General features: G+C 61.3%; 11 protein-coding genes and 1 pseudogene. 3 read left to right on the forward strand and 9 right to left on the reverse strand.

From position 1 onward, the window contains the following. Positions 1 to 66: 66 nt before the first annotated feature. The 8 genes and pseudogenes from NW858_RS01655 to NW858_RS01690 form a co-directional block, all read right to left on the reverse strand. Positions 67 to 1,674 (reverse strand): annotated as a pseudogene (locus NW858_RS01655) (TIGR03960 family B12-binding radical SAM protein); the annotation flags it as partial. Positions 1,675 to 1,827: 153 nt separating this feature from the next. Beyond that, on the reverse strand, positions 1,828 to 3,051 hold the full coding sequence (locus tag NW858_RS01660) for an aminotransferase class V-fold PLP-dependent enzyme (RefSeq protein WP_414519492.1): 1,224 nt from the start codon (positions 3,049 to 3,051) through the stop codon (positions 1,828 to 1,830). 134 nt (positions 3,052 to 3,185) lie between these two features. Then, entirely contained in the window at positions 3,186 to 4,811 is a 1,626-nt protein-coding gene (locus NW858_RS01665) for a peptide chain release factor 3 (RefSeq protein WP_414519494.1), read from the reverse strand. Positions 4,812 to 5,128: 317 nt separating this feature from the next. Beyond that, positions 5,129 to 5,893 carry a hypothetical protein gene (locus NW858_RS01670; protein WP_414347822.1) on the reverse strand — a complete coding sequence of 255 codons (765 nt, stop codon included), beginning with the start codon at positions 5,891 to 5,893 and terminating at the stop codon, positions 5,129 to 5,131. 1 nt (position 5,894) lies between these two features. Beyond that, positions 5,895 to 6,695, reverse strand: a complete 801-nt coding sequence (locus NW858_RS01675; RefSeq protein WP_414347824.1) for a ParA family protein — start codon at positions 6,693 to 6,695, stop codon at positions 5,895 to 5,897. A 148-nt stretch (positions 6,696 to 6,843) separates the two neighbouring features. Then, positions 6,844 to 8,028 (reverse strand): pyridoxal phosphate-dependent aminotransferase, encoded by a 1,185-nt coding sequence (locus tag NW858_RS01680; RefSeq protein WP_414334453.1) that lies wholly within the window; start codon positions 8,026 to 8,028, stop codon positions 6,844 to 6,846. A gap of 62 nt (positions 8,029 to 8,090) precedes the next feature. Beyond that, positions 8,091 to 8,675, reverse strand: coding sequence for a hypothetical protein (locus NW858_RS01685; RefSeq protein WP_414334451.1), 585 nt, complete (start codon positions 8,673 to 8,675; stop codon positions 8,091 to 8,093). An 88-nt stretch (positions 8,676 to 8,763) separates the two neighbouring features. Next, positions 8,764 to 9,363: a DUF2232 domain-containing protein gene (locus NW858_RS01690; protein WP_414341522.1), complete on the reverse strand. Its 600-nt coding sequence runs from the start codon at positions 9,361 to 9,363 to the stop codon at positions 8,764 to 8,766. A 323-nt stretch (positions 9,364 to 9,686) separates the two neighbouring features. Here NW858_RS01690 and NW858_RS01695 point away from each other — a divergent pair, with 323 nt between their 5' ends. From NW858_RS01695 to NW858_RS01705, 3 genes are all read left to right on the forward strand, one after another. Then, the gene (locus tag NW858_RS01695; protein ID WP_414333099.1) at positions 9,687 to 10,697 is read left to right on the forward strand and encodes an ArsJ-associated glyceraldehyde-3-phosphate dehydrogenase; all 1,011 of its coding nucleotides are present in this window, start codon (positions 9,687 to 9,689) and stop codon (positions 10,695 to 10,697) included. 25 nt (positions 10,698 to 10,722) lie between these two features. Next, the gene (gene arsJ, locus NW858_RS01700) at positions 10,723 to 12,009 is read left to right on the forward strand and encodes an organoarsenical effux MFS transporter ArsJ (protein ID WP_414519497.1); all 1,287 of its coding nucleotides are present in this window, start codon (positions 10,723 to 10,725) and stop codon (positions 12,007 to 12,009) included. 117 nt (positions 12,010 to 12,126) lie between these two features. Next, positions 12,127 to 13,758, forward strand: coding sequence for an alpha-D-glucose phosphate-specific phosphoglucomutase (locus NW858_RS01705; RefSeq protein WP_414510315.1), 1,632 nt, complete (start codon positions 12,127 to 12,129; stop codon positions 13,756 to 13,758). 23 nt (positions 13,759 to 13,781) lie between these two features. Here the strand turns inward: NW858_RS01705 and NW858_RS01710 are convergent, their stop codons facing one another. Next, a complete protein-coding gene (locus NW858_RS01710) occupies positions 13,782 to 17,087 on the reverse strand; it encodes a hypothetical protein (protein ID WP_414519499.1) in 3,306 nt (1,101 codons plus the stop codon). Positions 17,088 to 17,120 lie beyond the last annotated feature (33 nt).

The following is a 17,120-nucleotide window of genomic DNA, read 5'->3' on the forward strand; positions in this document are numbered from 1 at the left end:
TACACAGAGTAGAGCGGCGGCAGCGTCAGATGTTTATAAGAGCCAGGCCTTCACCCCGGGGGCATTGGCGGGGTCTATGTTTTCCCCCCCGGGGACCCGGCCGGCGCCGGCCCGCCAGGCCTGCTCGATCATGCGGCCCAGGGAGCGATCCCCCTTGCCGATAAAGTCTTCTAGGATGCTGAAGCGGATATCCGTGAAGTGGGCCTTGACCCCCCGCAGCCGCCGCAGCTCTTTTTGCAGCAGGCCCTGCTTGCGCTGCACGTCGGCGTAGTCTACCCGGTGCCACTGGAAGGGGGTGTGGGGCTTGGGCGTGAAGTTGGAGAGGGTGAGGGTAAATTCCACCCGCTTGCGGCCCAGGGCAGCGCACTCCCGCTGCAGCATCTCGACCGTGCGGGCGATCCCCAGCACATCGGCGTCGGTCTCGCCGGGCAGGCCAATCATGAAATAAAGCTTAATTTTGTCCCAGCCCTCTTGGACGGCGGTGCGGATGCCGCGAATCAGGTCGGCGTCGGTGAGGCCCTTGTTGATAATGTCCCGCAGCCGTTGGGTACCGGCTTCTGGGGCAAAAGTCAGCCCCGAGCGGCGGGATCCCTTCATGATGGCGGCAATTTGCCCATCGAAGCGATCCACCCGTTGGCTGGGCAGCGAGAGCGCAACCTGCTGGCCAAGGAGACGGTTGTGCAGCTCGGCCCCCACCGCCGGCAGGGAAAGGTAGTCGGAGCAACTGAGGGAGGAGAGGGAAAATTCGTTGTAGCCGGTTTTGCGCAGGCCCTGCACCACTGCTTCCACTACTGCTTCCGGCTCCACATCGCGGGCTGGACGGGTGAGCATGCCGGGTTGGCAAAAGCGACAGCCGCGGGTACAGCCCCGCCGCACTTCCATCACCAGGCGGTCGTGGACGGTCTCCACCAAGGGCACCAGGCCGACAGCGTATTGGGGTTGGGGCAGCGCTACGCGGCGGCGAATACGCTCCGGCACGCCGGGCACGATGGGTCGGGGCGGGATCCCCTCGTAAAACTGGGGCACGTACACCCCCGGCACCTGAGCCAATTCCAAGAGCACTTCTCGGCGGGGCTTGTGCAGGGATCCGGCCAAGACCTGGCCGATCTCCGGCAGTACCTCTTCCCCATCCCCAAAGACGAAGAAGTCAAAAAAGTCGGCAAAGGGCTCTGGGTTGGAGGTGGCGGTCGGCCCACCGGCAAAGATCAGGGGACACTCTTGCGGGGTAAAGGCTTGCCGTTCCCACCATTTGAGCGGGATCCCGGCCAGATCCAGCATCTCTAAGATGTTGGTGCCCCCCAGCTCGTAGGCCAGGCTGAAGCCGATAATATGGAAAGCGCGCAAGGGGCGGCGCGATTCTACGGCAAACAGCGGGATCCGCAACTGCCGCATCCGGGCCGCCAAATCCGGGCCTGGCAGATAGGTGCGGTCGCACAACTGATCCGGCTGGGCGTTGAGGATGTTGTAGAGAATGATGTGGCCCAGGTTGGAAGCCCCCACCTCGTACAGCTCTGGGTAACTCAGCACCCAACGCACCCGCGCCGAGTCCCAGGGGCGGTGGGCGGCGCCGAATTCTTTCCCCAAGTAGCGGGCTGGCCGCTGGATCTCAGGCGTGAGCAGGCGATCCAGATCGATGGGGCCTAGATGGGCTTGCGTGGCAGCCGGAGAGAGCATGGGGATCCGAGCAAGAAGTGAACGCAGCTACTGATCTGACTCTAGCCGAACTTTCCCGGCAGCCCAAACCCAGGGCGGATAGAACAGCAAAACTCTTTCTCAACCCCATCTCCCCTCTCCTTCTGGGAGAGGGGTTGGGGGTGAGGGCGCACATCACTTCGGCAACCGCTGCAAGGCCAGCGCCAACTGTTCGTACTCAGCCAAATGGTTGTAAACCTGGGCCGAGATGCGCACCCAAAGCTGGCCGGCAAAGGGAATGATGGGAACTTCGATGCGGTGCATCTGCCAGAGGTAGTCGTGCAGGCGGCGGGCCCGCTCCGCCAAGGGCAGCTCCGGGATCCACTGTTGCCAGAAGGGTGGCAAGGGCAGGGTCGCCATGAAGCCCAACATCTTCTCAGGGGCGGGTGGGATCCCTTCCAGTTTTTCCAAGAGCAACTGCCGCGCCTGCAGCAGCAGCGTGTGGTTGTACCGGCGCAGCCTCTCCACCCCCAGCTCCCGGATGAAGGCCAGGGCTGCCGAGATGGCCAGCCAAGCGCTGGGATCGCGGGTGCCCACCCAGTCGAACTCGGCTGTGAACCCTTGCCCATAGCCGTGGGAGATGGCCAGGGGATGGGTTTGGGCCTGGCGGTGGGGGGCCGCCCACAGAAAGGCACAGCCTTTGGGGGCAAACAGCCACTTGTGGGCGTTGCCGGTGTACCAATCGGCTCCTAGGCTTTCCAACTCCAACGGGAGAACCCCCGGCGCATGGGCCCCGTCCACCAAGACCGGGATCCCGCGCTGCCGACAGAGGCCAATAAGCTCCGCCAAGGGGTAGATCAGGGCTGTGGGCGAGGTGAGGTGATCCAACACCGCCAGCCGAGTCTGGGGGGTGAGAATGGCTGCAAACGCTGCCAGAACCTGCTCCGGCCCCGCAATGGGGAAGGGGATCTGCGCTTCCGCCAGCACGGCCCCCCAGCGTTCACAGACATAGCGCAACGCCTGGCGGACAGCCCCGTAGCCATGGTTGGTACAGGCAATCTGATCCCCTGGCCGAAACGACAGCGAGCGCAACACCGTGTTGATGCCGCCAGTGGCATTTTCCACAAACACGAGATTTTCGGGTTCGGCCCCGACAAACTGGGCCAGCTCTGCCGCCGCCGCCCGCAAAGCCCGCGGCAGCTCTTCCCCCATAAACTGCACCGGCTGGGCCTCCAGGCGTTCTTGCCAAACACTTTGGGCCTGCAACACCTTTTTCGGGGTCGCACCGAAAGAGCCGTGATTCAAAAAAATGGCCTGGGGATCCAGCCCCCACAACGAGCGGTCGCAAAGCGGTGCCTCGGCACTGGCAGCCGCTTCCAAGCAGTAGGGATCCGATCCGGCACTTGAGGAAAAAGACATGGCTGAGTCGCCTGGGTTACAAAAATCTGGGATCCGCGTCCAAGCAGCTTGCCCAGAAAATTAAGAGTGTCAAGGCTAGATGGACAGGGCTGCGGTCAGACCATCGGATGGGAGGAGAGTTCTTTAGGATGCCTCTACAGGCTGCCATTGGACTCTGGACTGAGATCCTCAAGGGGGGCGATTTTGCTCAGCTTGATTTTGGGGTTGCTGCTGATGAATTGCTGCAAGGTCCACTCGTTTTTAAAGAGGAGAACGGGCCTATCTTGAATGTCTTTGACGATAAGGGTGTTAAACAGGCTGGGGATGTTCCCCAGAACTTCCCAGCCATTCTCTACCCAGCGGGCCAGCGTGTAGGGCAGCATCTCCAGCCGGGTTTCGACGTTGTACTCATGTTCCAGGCGGTACTGCAGCACCTCAAACTGCAACTGGCCCACTGCGGCCACAATCGGATCCCGTTTGGACTCGTCGAGGGAGTACATCATCTGCACCGCTCCCTCTTCCTGCAGCTCTGATACCCCTTTCTGGAACTGCTTAAACTTGGAGGGGTTGGGATTTTTTAAATAGGCAAACAGCTCCGGCGAAAAGCTGGGGATCCCGGCGTAGCGCAACTTCGGGCCGGTGTAGAGGGTATCCCCAATCCTGAAGATGCCGGGGTTGTTGAGGCCGATGACATCGCCAGGATAGGCTTCATCGATGGAGATGCGCTCTTGAGCAAACAATTTTTGGGGATAGGAGAGGCGGATGGGGCGGTTGAGGCGGGCATGGTTGACCACCATGTCCTTCTCGAACCTGCCGGAGCAGATGCGCACAAAAGCAAGGCGATCCCGGTGGCGGGGATCCATATTGGCCTGCAGCTTAAAGACAAAGCCGGTAAACTCAGGATGTTCGGGTGGGATCAGCCCTGCCGTGCTCTCGTGGGGCATTGGCGGTAGAGAATACTCCAGAAACGCATTGAGAAACAGCTCCACCCCAAAATTGGTCATGGCGCTGCCGAAAAAGACCGGCGTTTGCTTGCCAGCATGAACCTGCTTGAGATCCAAGCTGGGCATGAGGCCATCCAACAGCTCCAGCTCTTCTTTGAATTGGTAATAGAGATCTTTTTCAATCAAGTCCTCAATTTGCGGATCCCCCAGCTTGATGACCATTTCTTTGGCCCGCAGCCGTCCCCGCGAGACCCGCTCAAAGAAATGAAACTCCTGCGTGCGTCGGTCAAACAAAGCTGTAAAGCGCTCCCCTGAGCCAATCGGCCAGGTTACAGGATAGGGCTTGAGGCCGAGCTCAGTCTCAATTTCGTCCATTAGCTCCAAGGGATCCCGGCTGGGGCGATCCATCTTGTTGATGAAGGTAAAAATCGGCAACTTCCGCAGTTGACAGACTTCAAACAGCTTGCGGGTCTGGGGTTCTAGCCCTTTGCCGGCATCTTCCAGCATCACAGCGTTATCAGCCGCCGCCAGGGTGCGGTAGGTATCTTCACTGAAGTCTTGGTGGCCGGGAGTATCGAGCAAGTTGAGGCGAATGTTGCGGTAGTCAAACTGCAACACGGTCGAGGTAATGGAAATGCCCCGCTGCCTTTCCAGCTCCATCCAGTCGGAGGTAACCCGCTTTTGGGCGCGGCGGGCCTTTACAGCCCCCGCTTCTTGAATCGCCCCCCCGTACAACAAAAGCTTTTCCGTAAGCGTGGTTTTCCCGGCATCGGGGTGAGAAATAATGGCAAAGGTGCGCCGCTGCTGGATAGCGTTGGCCAAATCTACTGCTTTCATGAAAAGTTACTGCTCCAATCAAAACCCGCTCGTCTCACAGCGCGCTGACGCTACGCGACCCTTAAAAAATAGCGATGGCACTCCCCTTGCGGCCCTGCTGTTGCTTCGCAGACGATGGAGAGCTCTAGCGAGGAGTAGAAATGAAAAAGGCTGGGATGGCCGTCCGCTAGCGGGGGAGGGAGCACAGGCTGAAAAGCTGGGGGTAACCTACTCTGACCGTAGCACAGGACTTGGTTCTACCGTTGCCTGGCACTCGAGGACAGGGATCCTTTGGAGCGGAATTCCCACCCGAGCGGATCGGGATCAATGGGTCTCGTTCAACAGTTGCTCAGCAGTTGCTCAATGGTGGCGATGGTGAAGTTTTGGCTGACCACCAGCCGTTCCACGCGAATGCGGTGGGCCTGCAGCAGGCACTCTTGTTGCAATGCTTTGGGCAGTCGTTCCCAATGATCCAGCAGGACTTCCAGCAAAATCTCGCCCGGCAGCCCGGTGGTGCTTTGCAGGGATCCCAGCTTTTGTACTCTCTTGATAGACCATTTGAGGGTGAGCTTTTGCAGGCCCAGTTGGGCATCGAGGGCCTCGCGGGGATCCGCTGGCTTGGCGGCACCGTTTTGGTGAACTCCATCGCCGGTACAGGTGGTGGCAGGGGGCAGAAGCTCGGCTTGCCCTTCAGTCGGCAGCGTAGCCCATTTGGCCGGGTTGACCTGCTCGACCGGAGCCGGCGACAGGACGGGCAGAGGATCCACGTCAAGATCTCCACCCAGAGAAGGCGCTTCAGGTGGGAAGGGTGCATCGGCCAAAAGAGGGATCCGCTCTGCCTCTGGCGGGGTTGTGGCAGCACAGCCCTGACGGGGCGAGGCCACGGGAGATTGCTCCGGCTCGACACCCACTGCCCCAGGGCGAGGCAGATCCAGAGGCTGTGTCTCTTTGTTGTCTTTGGGACGGTGCGGAGCATCCACGCAATCGACAGGCACAGGTTCGGGCAGCTCTGGCTGTTTATTCACCCCCATGCGCGAGAGCAGATCGGCCTTGGTAGGGCCAGTGGGCAATTTTTTCTTGGGGGGCTTTTTGGTGGTAGCCATCTTAGCGAGACCTCAACACCACCTCAAGGATCTCGCGATAAGGTTGGGCCAAAACCTCTTCTCCGGCCTCTGCCAACGACCAGCCCATACTGTTGGTTTGCTGCACCACCGTGCTTTGCCGCACCGGGGTAAAAATGGGGATCCCTTGCATCATTTCCGCCAGGGCTTCCACCGCTGCCCGCGACATTTTGGTGCGGTTGTTGCCCACCCATTGCTCCCGGGTGGGGAGCACCCCCAGAAACTTGGGCACCTGAAAATCCAGCTCCCCCAATTCCTTCAGCAGCACCAGGGTACTCAGGGCCCCCATCACCCCTTTTTGGGTGCATTCCGTCGGCACCACCAACAGATCGGCGCTGAGAATGCTGTTGTAGGTGAGCAGCCCTTTCGAGGGGGGACTGTCGATGACCAAAAAGTCATACTCCGACAAAATCGGTCGCAAAGCCCGCTTCAAAAACAGCTCCCGCCCCGGCTCCATCACAATCGCGTCCATCGCTCGCGACAGGCTGTAGTCGCTGGGGGCCAGCCACAGCCGCTCCTGGCGATCCTCATTCAGCGGCGGACGAATGATCTCCCGAATGTGAACCCGATCCGCCCCTGGCAAAATCGTCTCGGCAATGGTGGCCGACTCCGACAAATCTGTCCAGCCCAGCCACTGGCTCAGGTTGCCCTGCGGATCAAAATCGACGGCCAAGGTCTTGCCGTGCTCTGCCAGCATGATGGCCAAGTTGAGGGCGGCTGTGGTCTTTCCGGATCCCCCACTCAAGCAGGCGACGGTGATGACAAGCGCCGTTCTGCCAGACATGCGTTATCCCCCTCGTAGCCCATCCCCTAACACTATAGCTAGGGTTAAGCAATAGTGTTTACACCTTAGATAGGGATTGCGCGGCTGAGGACGGCCTGCAGGGATCCATCCGCTGGATCAGCTCTTTATCAATCCTCAAATTGGATCCTCAAAGGGAAGACACAAACCGGTGCAGCCGCTGCAGCCCTTTTTCCAGGGTGGCGCGATCGGCGGCATAGGAAAGGCGGATGTAGGCATCTGCCCCGAAGGCCAGGCCCGGCACGGCGGCGACGTGATGTTCTTGGAGCAGCCGTTGGCAGAACTCCACCGAACTTAGCCCGGTTTGGCCGATGTTGACAAACACATAAAAGGCGCCCTCCGGCTCTGGACAAGTCACTCCCGGCAGAGCGCGGATCCCCTCCAGCATCAGATCCCGCCGCTGCCAAAATTCTCGCCGCATTTTTTCCACCGCCGCTGCCGACAGGGGGCTGGTCAGGGCTTCCAGGGCGCCGTACTGGGCAAAGGTGCAGACATTGGAGGTGCTGTGGCTTTGCAGGTTGATGGCGGCGTCGATGATGGGCTTGGGCCCGGCCAAGTAGCCCACCCGCCAGCCGGTCATGGCATAGGCTTTGGCAAAGCCGCTGCTGAGGATCACTCGTGGCACCAAGTCAGGGCAAAGGGATCCCAGGCTGATGTGGCAGGCTTGTCCGTAAATCAGCTTTTCGTAGATCTCGTCGCAGACCACATACAGATGGGGGACAGACAGGATCACCTCGGCCAAGGCTGCCAGCTCCTGCCGATGGTAAACGGCGCCGGTGGGGTTGGCCGGCGAGTTGAGGATGAGCAACTTGCTGCGGGGGGTGAGGGCCTGGCGCAGTTGGGCGGCGGTGAGTTTGAACCCCTGAGCCTCTTCTGTCTGCACCCGCACCACCTTGGCCCCCGCCAAAGCCACCATCTCGGGATAGCTGACCCAGTAGGGGACGGGCAGGATCACCTCGTCGCTGGGATCCAGGAGTACCATGGCCAGGTTAAACAGGGTTTGCTTGCCGCCGTTGCTAATCAGGATCTGGTCGGGGCTGTAGTCCAAGCCGTTTTCTCGCCGCAACTTGTCCGCCACCGCCTGGCGCAGGGCGGGGATCCCGGCGGTGGGGCCGTAGCGGGTTTTGCCCTCTTCCAGGGCGCGGATGGCCGCCGCCCGAATGTGCTCAGGTGTATCGAAGTCCGGCTCGCCGGCGCTCAAGCTACACACATCCACACCCTCTGCCTGCATGGCTTTGGCCAGAGCTGTAATGGACAACGTGGGCGACGAGGATAGATGGGCGACCCGTTGGGACAAGCCGGCAGCAGACACCATCAGTCAGGAAACTCTTTGTTTTGAAAATTTTAACTTTCCTTGCGGTCAGTGACGGGAGGACGTCACGATTCTGAGGGGTTCTGAGGCTGGGCTACTGCTGTCAAGAGGCGGCTGCCATCCACCAGCAGCAGCTCATGGCCCTCCCGCTCCGCTAACAGATCCCAAAACTCGCCCGCAACAGCTCCTGGCAAAAACCCCTCCAAGCGCAGTTGTAAGGGCGGAAATTGCTTGTTCCCTTGGGGCTTGCGCCGCACGGTTACCTCAACAAAGCCATCGTGGGGCTCGACGATGCCGCGAATGTTGAAGCCCTCCTCTGCATCTTCGGGGGCAGGCAAAAAAGGCTCATCCTCCAGCTCTGGATCTGCCTCCTCTTCCGGCAGAGCCAGAATGCGGATGACGCTCAGACCTAGGGCGCCTCCCGACCGCGGCTGTGGCTGCACGTAGTACCAGTAGGTGTGGCCGCTCTCGATGCAGTGGGTGAAAGGACGCAGCAGCTCGGCGCGGCCAGGGGTGGCCGGATACTCCACGCCATCGCTGGCAACCAACATCGCCTGCGCATAGGTCTTGGGGATCGCTTTTAGGGATCCCTTGATCAGGCCCAAGGCACGGAACTGGTAGGGGTGAGCGGGCGGGGGCAGGGGATTCATAGGAGTCAGCAACAGGACGGAAGGCCAAAAGAGTAGGGCTTACAAGTCTATCTCATGACAGCGGCCATCTCAGAAGTATGGGAGGCTGCTAATCCAGCAAAAATTGCACCCACTTCGGTGGCGGCGGCAGCGGGCAGCGGAAATGCTCCATCACCAGAGCGGCCACCAGATGCACCGTGAACACATAGATGAGGGAGTTAAAGGCGATGAATGCCACCACCACCACCTGAACCATCCAGGGTTCCGCCACCCAGTACACCCCTAGTCTGGCCAGGGACACATCCAGCAGCCAGTTGGTCAGACCGGTGAGTTGGATGGTCACGTAAGTCCAGAGGTTTTCCCCCACCAGCAGGGAGGAGAGCAACAACTGGAAAACCAGGCCGAAAGCGCTGAGGGCAGCGCCGCTGGCTACCGAGACATACCAAGAGAAGCGCTGCTGCCAGAGGCGGGCACACCCGTAGCCCAGCAGGCCATAGGGAATGACGTAGAGAATGCTGCGCGTGGGCCCCATCAGCACTGTCAGCAACAGGGCGGAGACCACCAGGGCCATCGCCCCGGTGCGGGGATCCCAGCGCATCACCGCCAGCGCCACCGGAATGGGGAAAAACAGACGCATAAAGGGAGCCAGCGGCGTGTAGCTCAAGATCCAGATCAAAGCGGCGGTGCTGGCCAAAAAAGCTGTTTCCACCACCCTCAAGGCCGGAGAGCGGGGAGGGGGCGGGGGGAGGGGAGGAAAGTCATCCGGCACAGAAGGCTGAGGCGGCGAGGGCACATCCAGAAACGCACGACTTTTCCCAGCTTAGGTCACCGCTTGCCGGGTTGGGCGCAACCGTTTATTTGATGTAAAACGGCTGGGGGAGGAACCCTGTTGTCGATGCCCACCACCCCAGCGGATCCCTTGTGGGTTCCATCAACTTGTCTTGAAATGAGTGGGGCGTTCTGGTAATGTCGAGGCGGGATCTTCATTTGAAAAGGCGGGATCCCTACTGAACGATTTTGGGATCAATCAACATGGCAGTGCGGGTGGGCATCAACGGTTTTGGCCGCATCGGACGGTTGGTGTTGCGGGCGGCTTGGGGCTGGCCGGAGCTGGAATTTGCCCACATCAACGAGATCAAAGGCGGGCCTGCCACCGCAGCTCACCTGCTCAAGTTCGACTCGGTGCAGGGCCGCTGGAACATCGACATCGAGGCATCCGGCCAAGGGCTGCGCATCCAAGACAAAGCCCTCACCTTCAGCGAGTACAAATCTCCTGGCGAAGTCCCCTGGGCCGATTTGGGGATCGACCTGGTGCTGGAGTGCTCAGGCAAATTTGTCAAGGCGGCAGAACTGGACGCCTACTTCAAAGCGGGGGTGCGCAAGGTCATTGTGGCTGCCCCCGTCCAGGATGAGGCGGCCCTCAACATCGTCATGGGCATCAACGACCACCTCTACGATCCGGGCCGCCACCATTTGCTCACAGCCGCCTCCTGCACCACCAACTGCCTGGCCCCCTTGGTGAAGGTCATCCACGAGGGGATCGGCATCCTACACGGGGTGATCACCACCGTCCACGACGTCACCAACACCCAAAGTATGGTGGATGCCCCGCACAAGGATTTGCGGCGGGCGCGCTCGGCTCTGCTGTCTTTGGTGCCCACCACCACCGGCTCGGCTAAGGCCATCGGCCTCATCTACCCTGAGCTCAACGGCAAGCTCAACGGCCTTGCGGTGCGCGTGCCCCTGCTGAATGCCTCTTTGACCGACGCCGTGTTCGAGGTGAGGCGGCCCACCAGCGTGGAAGAAGTCAATCACCTCTTGAAGACTGCAGCCGAGGGGGAACTCAAGGGCATCCTCGGCTATGAGGAGCTGCCCCTTGTCTCGGTGGATTTCAAGGGGGATCCCCGCTCCAGCATTGTGGATGCCCCCTCGACCATGGTGGTGGACGGCACCCAGGTGAAGATCCTGGCCTGGTACGACAACGAATGGGGCTACGCCAACCGCATGGCGGAATTGGCCCGCAAAGTGGCTCTCAGTTTATAAAAACATCTCCCTTGGAGGCCTGCCCATGACTTCTGTCTCGAGCGCCCAAGCTGCCGCCGTGCGCAACTATGCCCTGGTAACCGCCGCCTACTGGGGCTTTACCGTCACCGACGGCGCCATCCGCATGTTGGTGCTGCTGCACTTCCACAAGTTGGGCTTCACCCCGATTCAGATTGCCATGCTGTTTCTCTTCTACGAGATCTTCGGGGTGATCACCAACTTTCTGGGCGGCTGGATTGGCTCCCTGTTTGGCCTGCGGCTCACCCTGTACGGGGGCATTGCCATTCAGATCTTCGGCCTGGTGATGCTGGGGGTGATCAACCTGCAGTGGCCGATCTGGGGCCAGGTGGCCTACGTAATGACGGCCCAGGCTCTGGCCGGGATCGCCAAGGATCTCACCAAGATGAGTTCCAAAAGCGCCATCCGCCTGGTGGTGCCCAAGGAGGCCGAGTCCCGCCTGTTCCGCTGGGTGGCCATGCTGACGGGATCCAAGAACGCCCTCAAGGGGGTGGGGTTCTTTGTGGGGGCGGCCCTGCTGCAGATCTTCACCGAGATCTACGGGGATCCCATGGGCTTCCGCATGGCCAACTTCGTGCAGGCGGGGGCGCTGGCTTTGATCTTCTGCTCCGGGGCGCTGCTGCCGGCGGATATGGGCAAGGTCAAAGCCAAGATCCCCTTCAAGCGCCTCTTTTCCAAGAGCAAAGAGATCAACCTTCTCTCGGCGGCCCGCTTTTTCCTGTTTGGGTCGCGGGATGTGTGGTTTGTGGTGGCCCTGCCGGTGTTCCTCTACGACGAGCTGGGCTGGACGTTTATGCAGGTGGGCAGCTACATGGCCATCTGGGTTATCGGCTATGGCTTTATTCAGTTTGTAGCGCCGCAACTGTTGGGGGGAGGGCGCCCGGGCCGCGCGCCCAAGGCTCGCACCATTCAGATCTGGACGTTGACCTTGACGGCAGTGCCGGCGCTCATTGCCACCGCCTTTATGGCCGGCCTGCCGCCGGAATGGGTGGTGACCGGCGGCCTCATCCTCTTTGGGATCGTCTTCGCCTTCAACTCGGCGGTGCACTCCTACCTGGTGTTGGCCTATACAGAAGATGACGATGTCGCCCTCAACGTGGGCTTTTACTACATGGCCAATTCCGGTGGGCGCCTGCTGGGGACGGTGACCTCCGGGATCCTCTTCCAGCTTTATGGCTTGGTGGGCTGCCTTTGGTTTTCTACCCTGTTGATCTTGGCGGCGGGGCTGTTCTCGCTGAAGTTGCCCGATCCCAGCAAAACGCCGGTGGAGTGGGTGGTTAAGCCAGGCGATTGAAAACTGAGCTCGATCCCATCCATCAAGTGGAGGAGGGGAAAGGACTCTGCGCCCGAACCCCGCCCAAGGGGGAGATAGATGAGATAGTAGAAGGGCAAGCAGCATTTCCGGCAGCCTATGAGCCTGCGCATCGTTCCCACAACTCCCTTCCCTGGCCAAAAACCCGGCACTTCTGGGCTGCGCAAGCCGGTGCCCGTGTTTCAGCAGCCCCATTACCTGGAAAACTTCCTCCAATCCATTTTTGATGTCCTCGAGGGATCCGCCGGCCAAACTCTGGTGGTGGGAGGAGATGGCCGCTACCACAACCGGGAGGCCATTCAGGTTCTGCTCAAGATGGCGGCGGCCAACGGCATGGGGCGGGTACTGGTGGGGCAGGGAGGGATCCTCTCCACGCCGGCGGTCTCCTGTCTCATCCGCAAATACGGGGCCTATGGGGGGATCATTCTCTCGGCCAGCCACAACCCCGGCGGCCCAGAAGGGGACTTCGGCATCAAGTACAACATCGGCAACGGCGGCCCTGCCCCGGAGAAGCTGACCGAGGCCATTTACGCTCGTACCCAGCAGATCCGGGAGTACCGCATCCTGGAAGCTGCCGATGTCGATCTGGAGTGCTTGGGCGAGCAACGGCTGGGATCCCTGACGGTGTCCGTCATCGACCCGGTGGCCGATTACTTGGGCCTGATGCAGCGCCTGTTCGATTTCGACGCCATCCGCGACTACCTGGCCTCTGGGATCCGTATCGCCTTCGACGCCATGCACGCCGTCACCGGCCCCTATGCTCGCGCCATTTTGCAGGGATCCTTGGGAGCGCCAGAGGGCAGCGTGCTCAACGGGCAGCCCCTGCCGGATTTTGGCGGCGGACACCCGGATCCCAACCCGGTGCATGCCCGCTCATTGCTGGAGCTGCTGTTTCGGGAAGACGGGCCGGACTTCGGGGCGGCCTCCGATGGGGATGGGGATCGCAACCTCATCCTGGGCCGCCAATTCTACGTCACCCCCAGCGACAGCTTGGCCGTGCTGGCAGCCAATGCCCACCTGGTGCCCGGCTACCGGGAGGGCTTGGTGGGAATTGCCCGCTCCATGCCCACCAGCCAAGCGGCGGATCGGGTGGCAGCCAAGTTGGGGATCCCTTGCTACGAAACCCCCACCGGCTGGAAATTCTTCGGCAACCTATTGGATGCCGGCAAAGTGACCCTCTGCGGGGAAGAGAGCTTCGGCACCGGATCCCACCACATCCGCGAAAAAGATGGGCTCTGGGCCGTCCTGTTTTGGCTGAACATTCTGGCCGTCCGACGGCAGCCGGTGCGGCAGATCGTGGAGGAACATTGGCACACCTACGGACGCAACGTCTACTCCCGCCACGACTACGAGGGCCTGCCGGTGGAAGTGGCCGAGGCCCTTATGGAAAACCTGCAGCGCTCCCTGCCCGGGTGGGTGGGCCAGCGTTTGGGATCCCACAGGGTGACCTATGCCGACAACTTCAGCTATACCGATCCCGTGGACGGCAGCACCACCCGTAACCAAGGGATCCGCATCGGCTTTGAAGATGGATCCCGTGTTATTTACCGTCTCTCGGGAACGGGCACCCAAGGGGCCACTCTGCGGGTATACCTAGAGCGACTGGAGCTGGATCCCGCCCGGCATGGCTTGGATCCCCAGGTGGCCCTGGCCGAGCAGATTCAACTGGCCGATCACCTTGCCCAGATTCGCGCCCGCACGGGTCGGCAGCAGCCAGACGTCGTTACCTAGTCCTTACCTAAGAGAACTCCGGATCAGCGGGCCAGACTATCCAGGCTGAATGCACCCACCGGAGAGGTCAGTTGAAACTCCCCCCGCTCCTGGGTCAGGCCCACCGGACGGCTGGGGAAAGCCACCAGGATCCCCTCCAGGCGCAGCGACTCCGCCAGCGGATCGTAGGCCAAGCGCAGCTCGAAATCCCGCAGGTCGCGGCGCACTTCAATGCGGCGGATCCCTGCCTCCGTCAGGCCCAGGCGGAGCCGCCAGTGGTTTTGCCACTGCGTGCCGAGGGTGGCATCCAACTCCAGTCCATAGGTAGAGATCTGGCCTAGCCGCGGATCGTAAACCGCCTGCAGCGCGTAGCTGATCCCCGGCTCATAGCTATCTAGACCCGAGCGCTGCTCCCGGTTGAAGGTGGTGCTGCTGCGCCCTCGATATTCCAGACGGATCGGTTGTAACTGACCCTCGTTGAGGTCGTAGGAGGTTTGCACCTGGATGTTGAATAGCTCAGGGGTGGTGTTCCAGGTAAAGTTGGCGTTGAGGGTGTCCCACCTTTGGGCGACAAAGTCGTAGCCAAGGGTGGTGTCGAAGCGCAACAGGTTTTTTACTTCCGCCTGCAGCTCCTGCAAGTTGCGAGAGGCAATCGCTTCCAAGTCCTCCGGGGTGTCGTCCGGGAAGGTCAGAGCTATGGGCAGCTCGCCGGGCAGGTCATCTTCAAAGGCAATGTAGCCGGGGGGCACGTTGGGCAGGAAGTCGCGCGGCGTAAAGAAGCTGATGTTAGCGTTGAGGCGATCGACATCCTTGGGGCTGACGGAAAGGGTTTGAAAAGGAGCGGAATTGTTGCCGTAAAAGGTGCGGCTGTAGCGCAGGTCGATGGTGTTCCAGTCGGCGGGCTTGAGGCTGAGGCGGGGGTTGAGGCTGACGGTGGATTCCTGGTCGGGGGTTGAGTACAGGACTTGGGTGTAGTCGATCGAGCCGGGCATGAAGGTGATCCAGGGAGCCGGTTGAATGTCGTTGAATTGAAGGCTGGAGCGCAGCTCGTAGCGATTGAAAAAGTTAAGGCCGGATCCCACTTCTCGATCTGGCTGTTGCTCTTGGGTCAGGGTGAGGGCGCTGCTGAGGGAGATATCGGGAGTGATGCGGAGGAGATCGGGATTGAAGGCCAGCTCGAAGTTGCGGCGCGGCTCGGTGTCGCCGTTGGAGCTGCTGTAGGCGCGGTAGTTGAGGCGGTAGGTGCCTCCCCAGCCGGGTGGGGTGAGTTGGGCACCCAGCGTCAGCCGCGCATCAGCGAAATCCGGCCCATCTTTGACGCTCACCCGCTGGTTGTAGTCCAGGCGCAGATCCGATTGCAGCCAAGGCACGCCCCCATAGCGCTGGATGTGGCTGAGGGTGAGGGGAAAGCTATAGGTGCCGTTTTCCTGGGATCCACTGCGGCTGATGTTGAGGGTGGTGGTGGAGAGATCCCCCTGAAAGGTGGTGTTGAGGCGCAGGTCGGCGTTGTCGTTACGCCCGCCGGCAGGGCGGTAGGTGTTGTCCAGGTTGAGGTTGAGCTGGCCCCGCAGTTGGCCCTCTTGGCCGAGGAGGTTGGCGGCGTAGAAGTCGAAGTTGTGGTCGAGGCGGAAGCGGCTGGAGAAGCGCCGCTGGTCGGCCTCGGTTACCAGGTAAAACTGGGCCCGCCCGTAGTTGACGCTGTCGGGGATGGGGAGGATGTAGTCGTGTAGAAAGCCGATGCCCAGGCCTTTCTTCTGCAGGACATCCAGCCGCAGGCCACCGAAGTTGTACTCGTCGAAGCGATAGGCCCAACTGGATTTGACAAACACCCCTTCCGCCTCACTGCGCCCCGGCAGCACCCACTGGTGATCCCGCAGGCTGTAAATGAAAAGAGGCAAGTAGGCAATCTGCAGCCCCGCCCGCAGATCGCCCTCTTCGCTGAGCTCGCCGCCGGCAAAGACGCGGGCGTCGTAAACGATGACCCGGTCATCGGGAAACACCTCCACCCGATCCCCTTGCACGTAGTGGGTGATGGGCGGCTTCGGCGAGGTGGTGACGGTGGCCTTCTCAAAAAAAATCTGATCCCCCAACAGGGCGGTGGTCTCTTGGCTGCGCACAAAAACCTGGGTGCCCGGCTCCTCCCCCGGCAGGATCACCAGCGAGTTTTCAAATTGGGCAGACCGCCTGGGGATGTCCAGATCCAAGTTGCGCCCCTCGATTTGCCGGATGCCGCGACCCTGGGGGCCAGGGGGCTGTTCCATCCGGAAGGGGCCCTCGCTGCGCAGGCGCCGTTCCCGCCGGTAAAACAACAGCCGCTCGCCAGTGATGCGGGTGCCGTCCGCCAGTTGGATCTGGGCGTTTCCCTCGGCAATGCCCAGGTCTTGTTCGGCGATGTAGCTGAGCACATCCCCACTGACGTTGATCTGATCCGGGTCGAGGGGGATCTGCCGTTGGCTGGTGGCGGTGGCCGCCAGCTGCTGGCGAATCTGGGATCCCCCCACTCGGCCTAGGTCAACGTTCCCCGCCGTCTCGGTGCTCAGATCCCGTAGAAGCGGGAACTGCTCCAGCAGTTGAGGGGCCAGGGGGGAACCGACAGTAGGAACAAAAGCTTCTGTTCCGGTTTCGCTTCCCCCTTGAGTGGTTCCCGTCCCTCCCGACGCAGGGATCGCCAAGCTCCCACCGGCTTGCGAGATCAAGGAAGGAACGGTCTGGGGGAAAGGCGGGATCCGGTTGGTTGGCGACAGCGGGCCGGAGGCCTCACCCAGCTCCGCTTGCCCTTGAGCAGTGGCCGGGCTCTCGACAGTGGATCCTAGGGCGCGCGTAGCCTCGGTGGGACGCAGCCGGAGTTCTTCTTCCATCCGCAGGGCAGCAGCTTGGGAACGGGGGGAGCCGAGGGAGTCCAGAGTCGGAACGGTTGCAGGGGGCGTCGCTGCTGAAGCGGGCCGGGAAGACGGCGTTGCCTGGGCCTGTTGTGCCTGCCGCCGGGCGTGGGCCGCCGCCCCTTCGGCCAAAAGCCGTTGCAGCCGCTGCCGGTTTAGCTCTTCTGGCGTGAGGGCCTTTTCAGGAGGGGTGCTGGGTGGCAGGGATCCAGAAGCTCCAGGATCAGAACCAGAGGCCGCAGAAGGTTCAGTTGCCGCCTTCAAGAGCACAGCGGGCGGAGAAGATTGAGCCTCGGCTAAGGTGATGGGATCCCCCAGCAGGCTGGCACCAGGGGGAGCAACCGATTCTGGGCTGGGAGCTCGGTGAGCCGGTTGTAACCGCTGGGCCGACGTTTGCGCTGCCCAAAAGCGCTGGTAGCCCTCCATATTGGTGGGCAGGGGATCCGGCTGGGCAAAGACCGCCCTCTCCATTCCCACCCACAGGGAGCTGCCCCAGCAAAGGGC

This window comes from Synechococcus sp. H55.10 (assembly GCF_047502715.1).
Taxonomy (GTDB): domain Bacteria; phylum Cyanobacteriota; class Cyanobacteriia; order Thermostichales; family Thermostichaceae; genus Thermostichus.

Bases quoted from the DNA above. Each gene is read 5' to 3' on its own strand.
- NW858_RS01660 (WP_414519492.1), bottom strand. From the start codon at position 3,051: ATGTCTTTTTCCTCAAGTGCCGGATCGGATCCCTACTGCTTGGAAGCG.
- NW858_RS01665 (WP_414519494.1), bottom strand. From the start codon at position 4,811: ATGAAAGCAGTAGATTTGGCCAACGCTATCCAGCAGCGGCGCACCTTT.
- NW858_RS01670 (WP_414347822.1), bottom strand. From the start codon at position 5,893: ATGGCTACCACCAAAAAGCCCCCCAAGAAAAAATTGCCCACTGGCCCT.
- NW858_RS01675 (WP_414347824.1), bottom strand. From the start codon at position 6,695: ATGTCTGGCAGAACGGCGCTTGTCATCACCGTCGCCTGCTTGAGTGGG.
- NW858_RS01680 (WP_414334453.1), bottom strand. From the start codon at position 8,028: ATGGTGTCTGCTGCCGGCTTGTCCCAACGGGTCGCCCATCTATCCTCG.
- NW858_RS01685 (WP_414334451.1), bottom strand. From the start codon at position 8,675: ATGAATCCCCTGCCCCCGCCCGCTCACCCCTACCAGTTCCGTGCCTTG.
- NW858_RS01695 (WP_414333099.1), top strand. From the start codon at position 9,687: ATGGCAGTGCGGGTGGGCATCAACGGTTTTGGCCGCATCGGACGGTTG.
- arsJ (WP_414519497.1), top strand. From the start codon at position 10,723: ATGACTTCTGTCTCGAGCGCCCAAGCTGCCGCCGTGCGCAACTATGCC.
- NW858_RS01705 (WP_414510315.1), top strand. From the start codon at position 12,127: ATGAGCCTGCGCATCGTTCCCACAACTCCCTTCCCTGGCCAAAAACCC.
- NW858_RS01710 (WP_414519499.1), bottom strand. From the start codon at position 17,087: ATGGAGAGGGCGGTCTTTGCCCAGCCGGATCCCCTGCCCACCAATATG.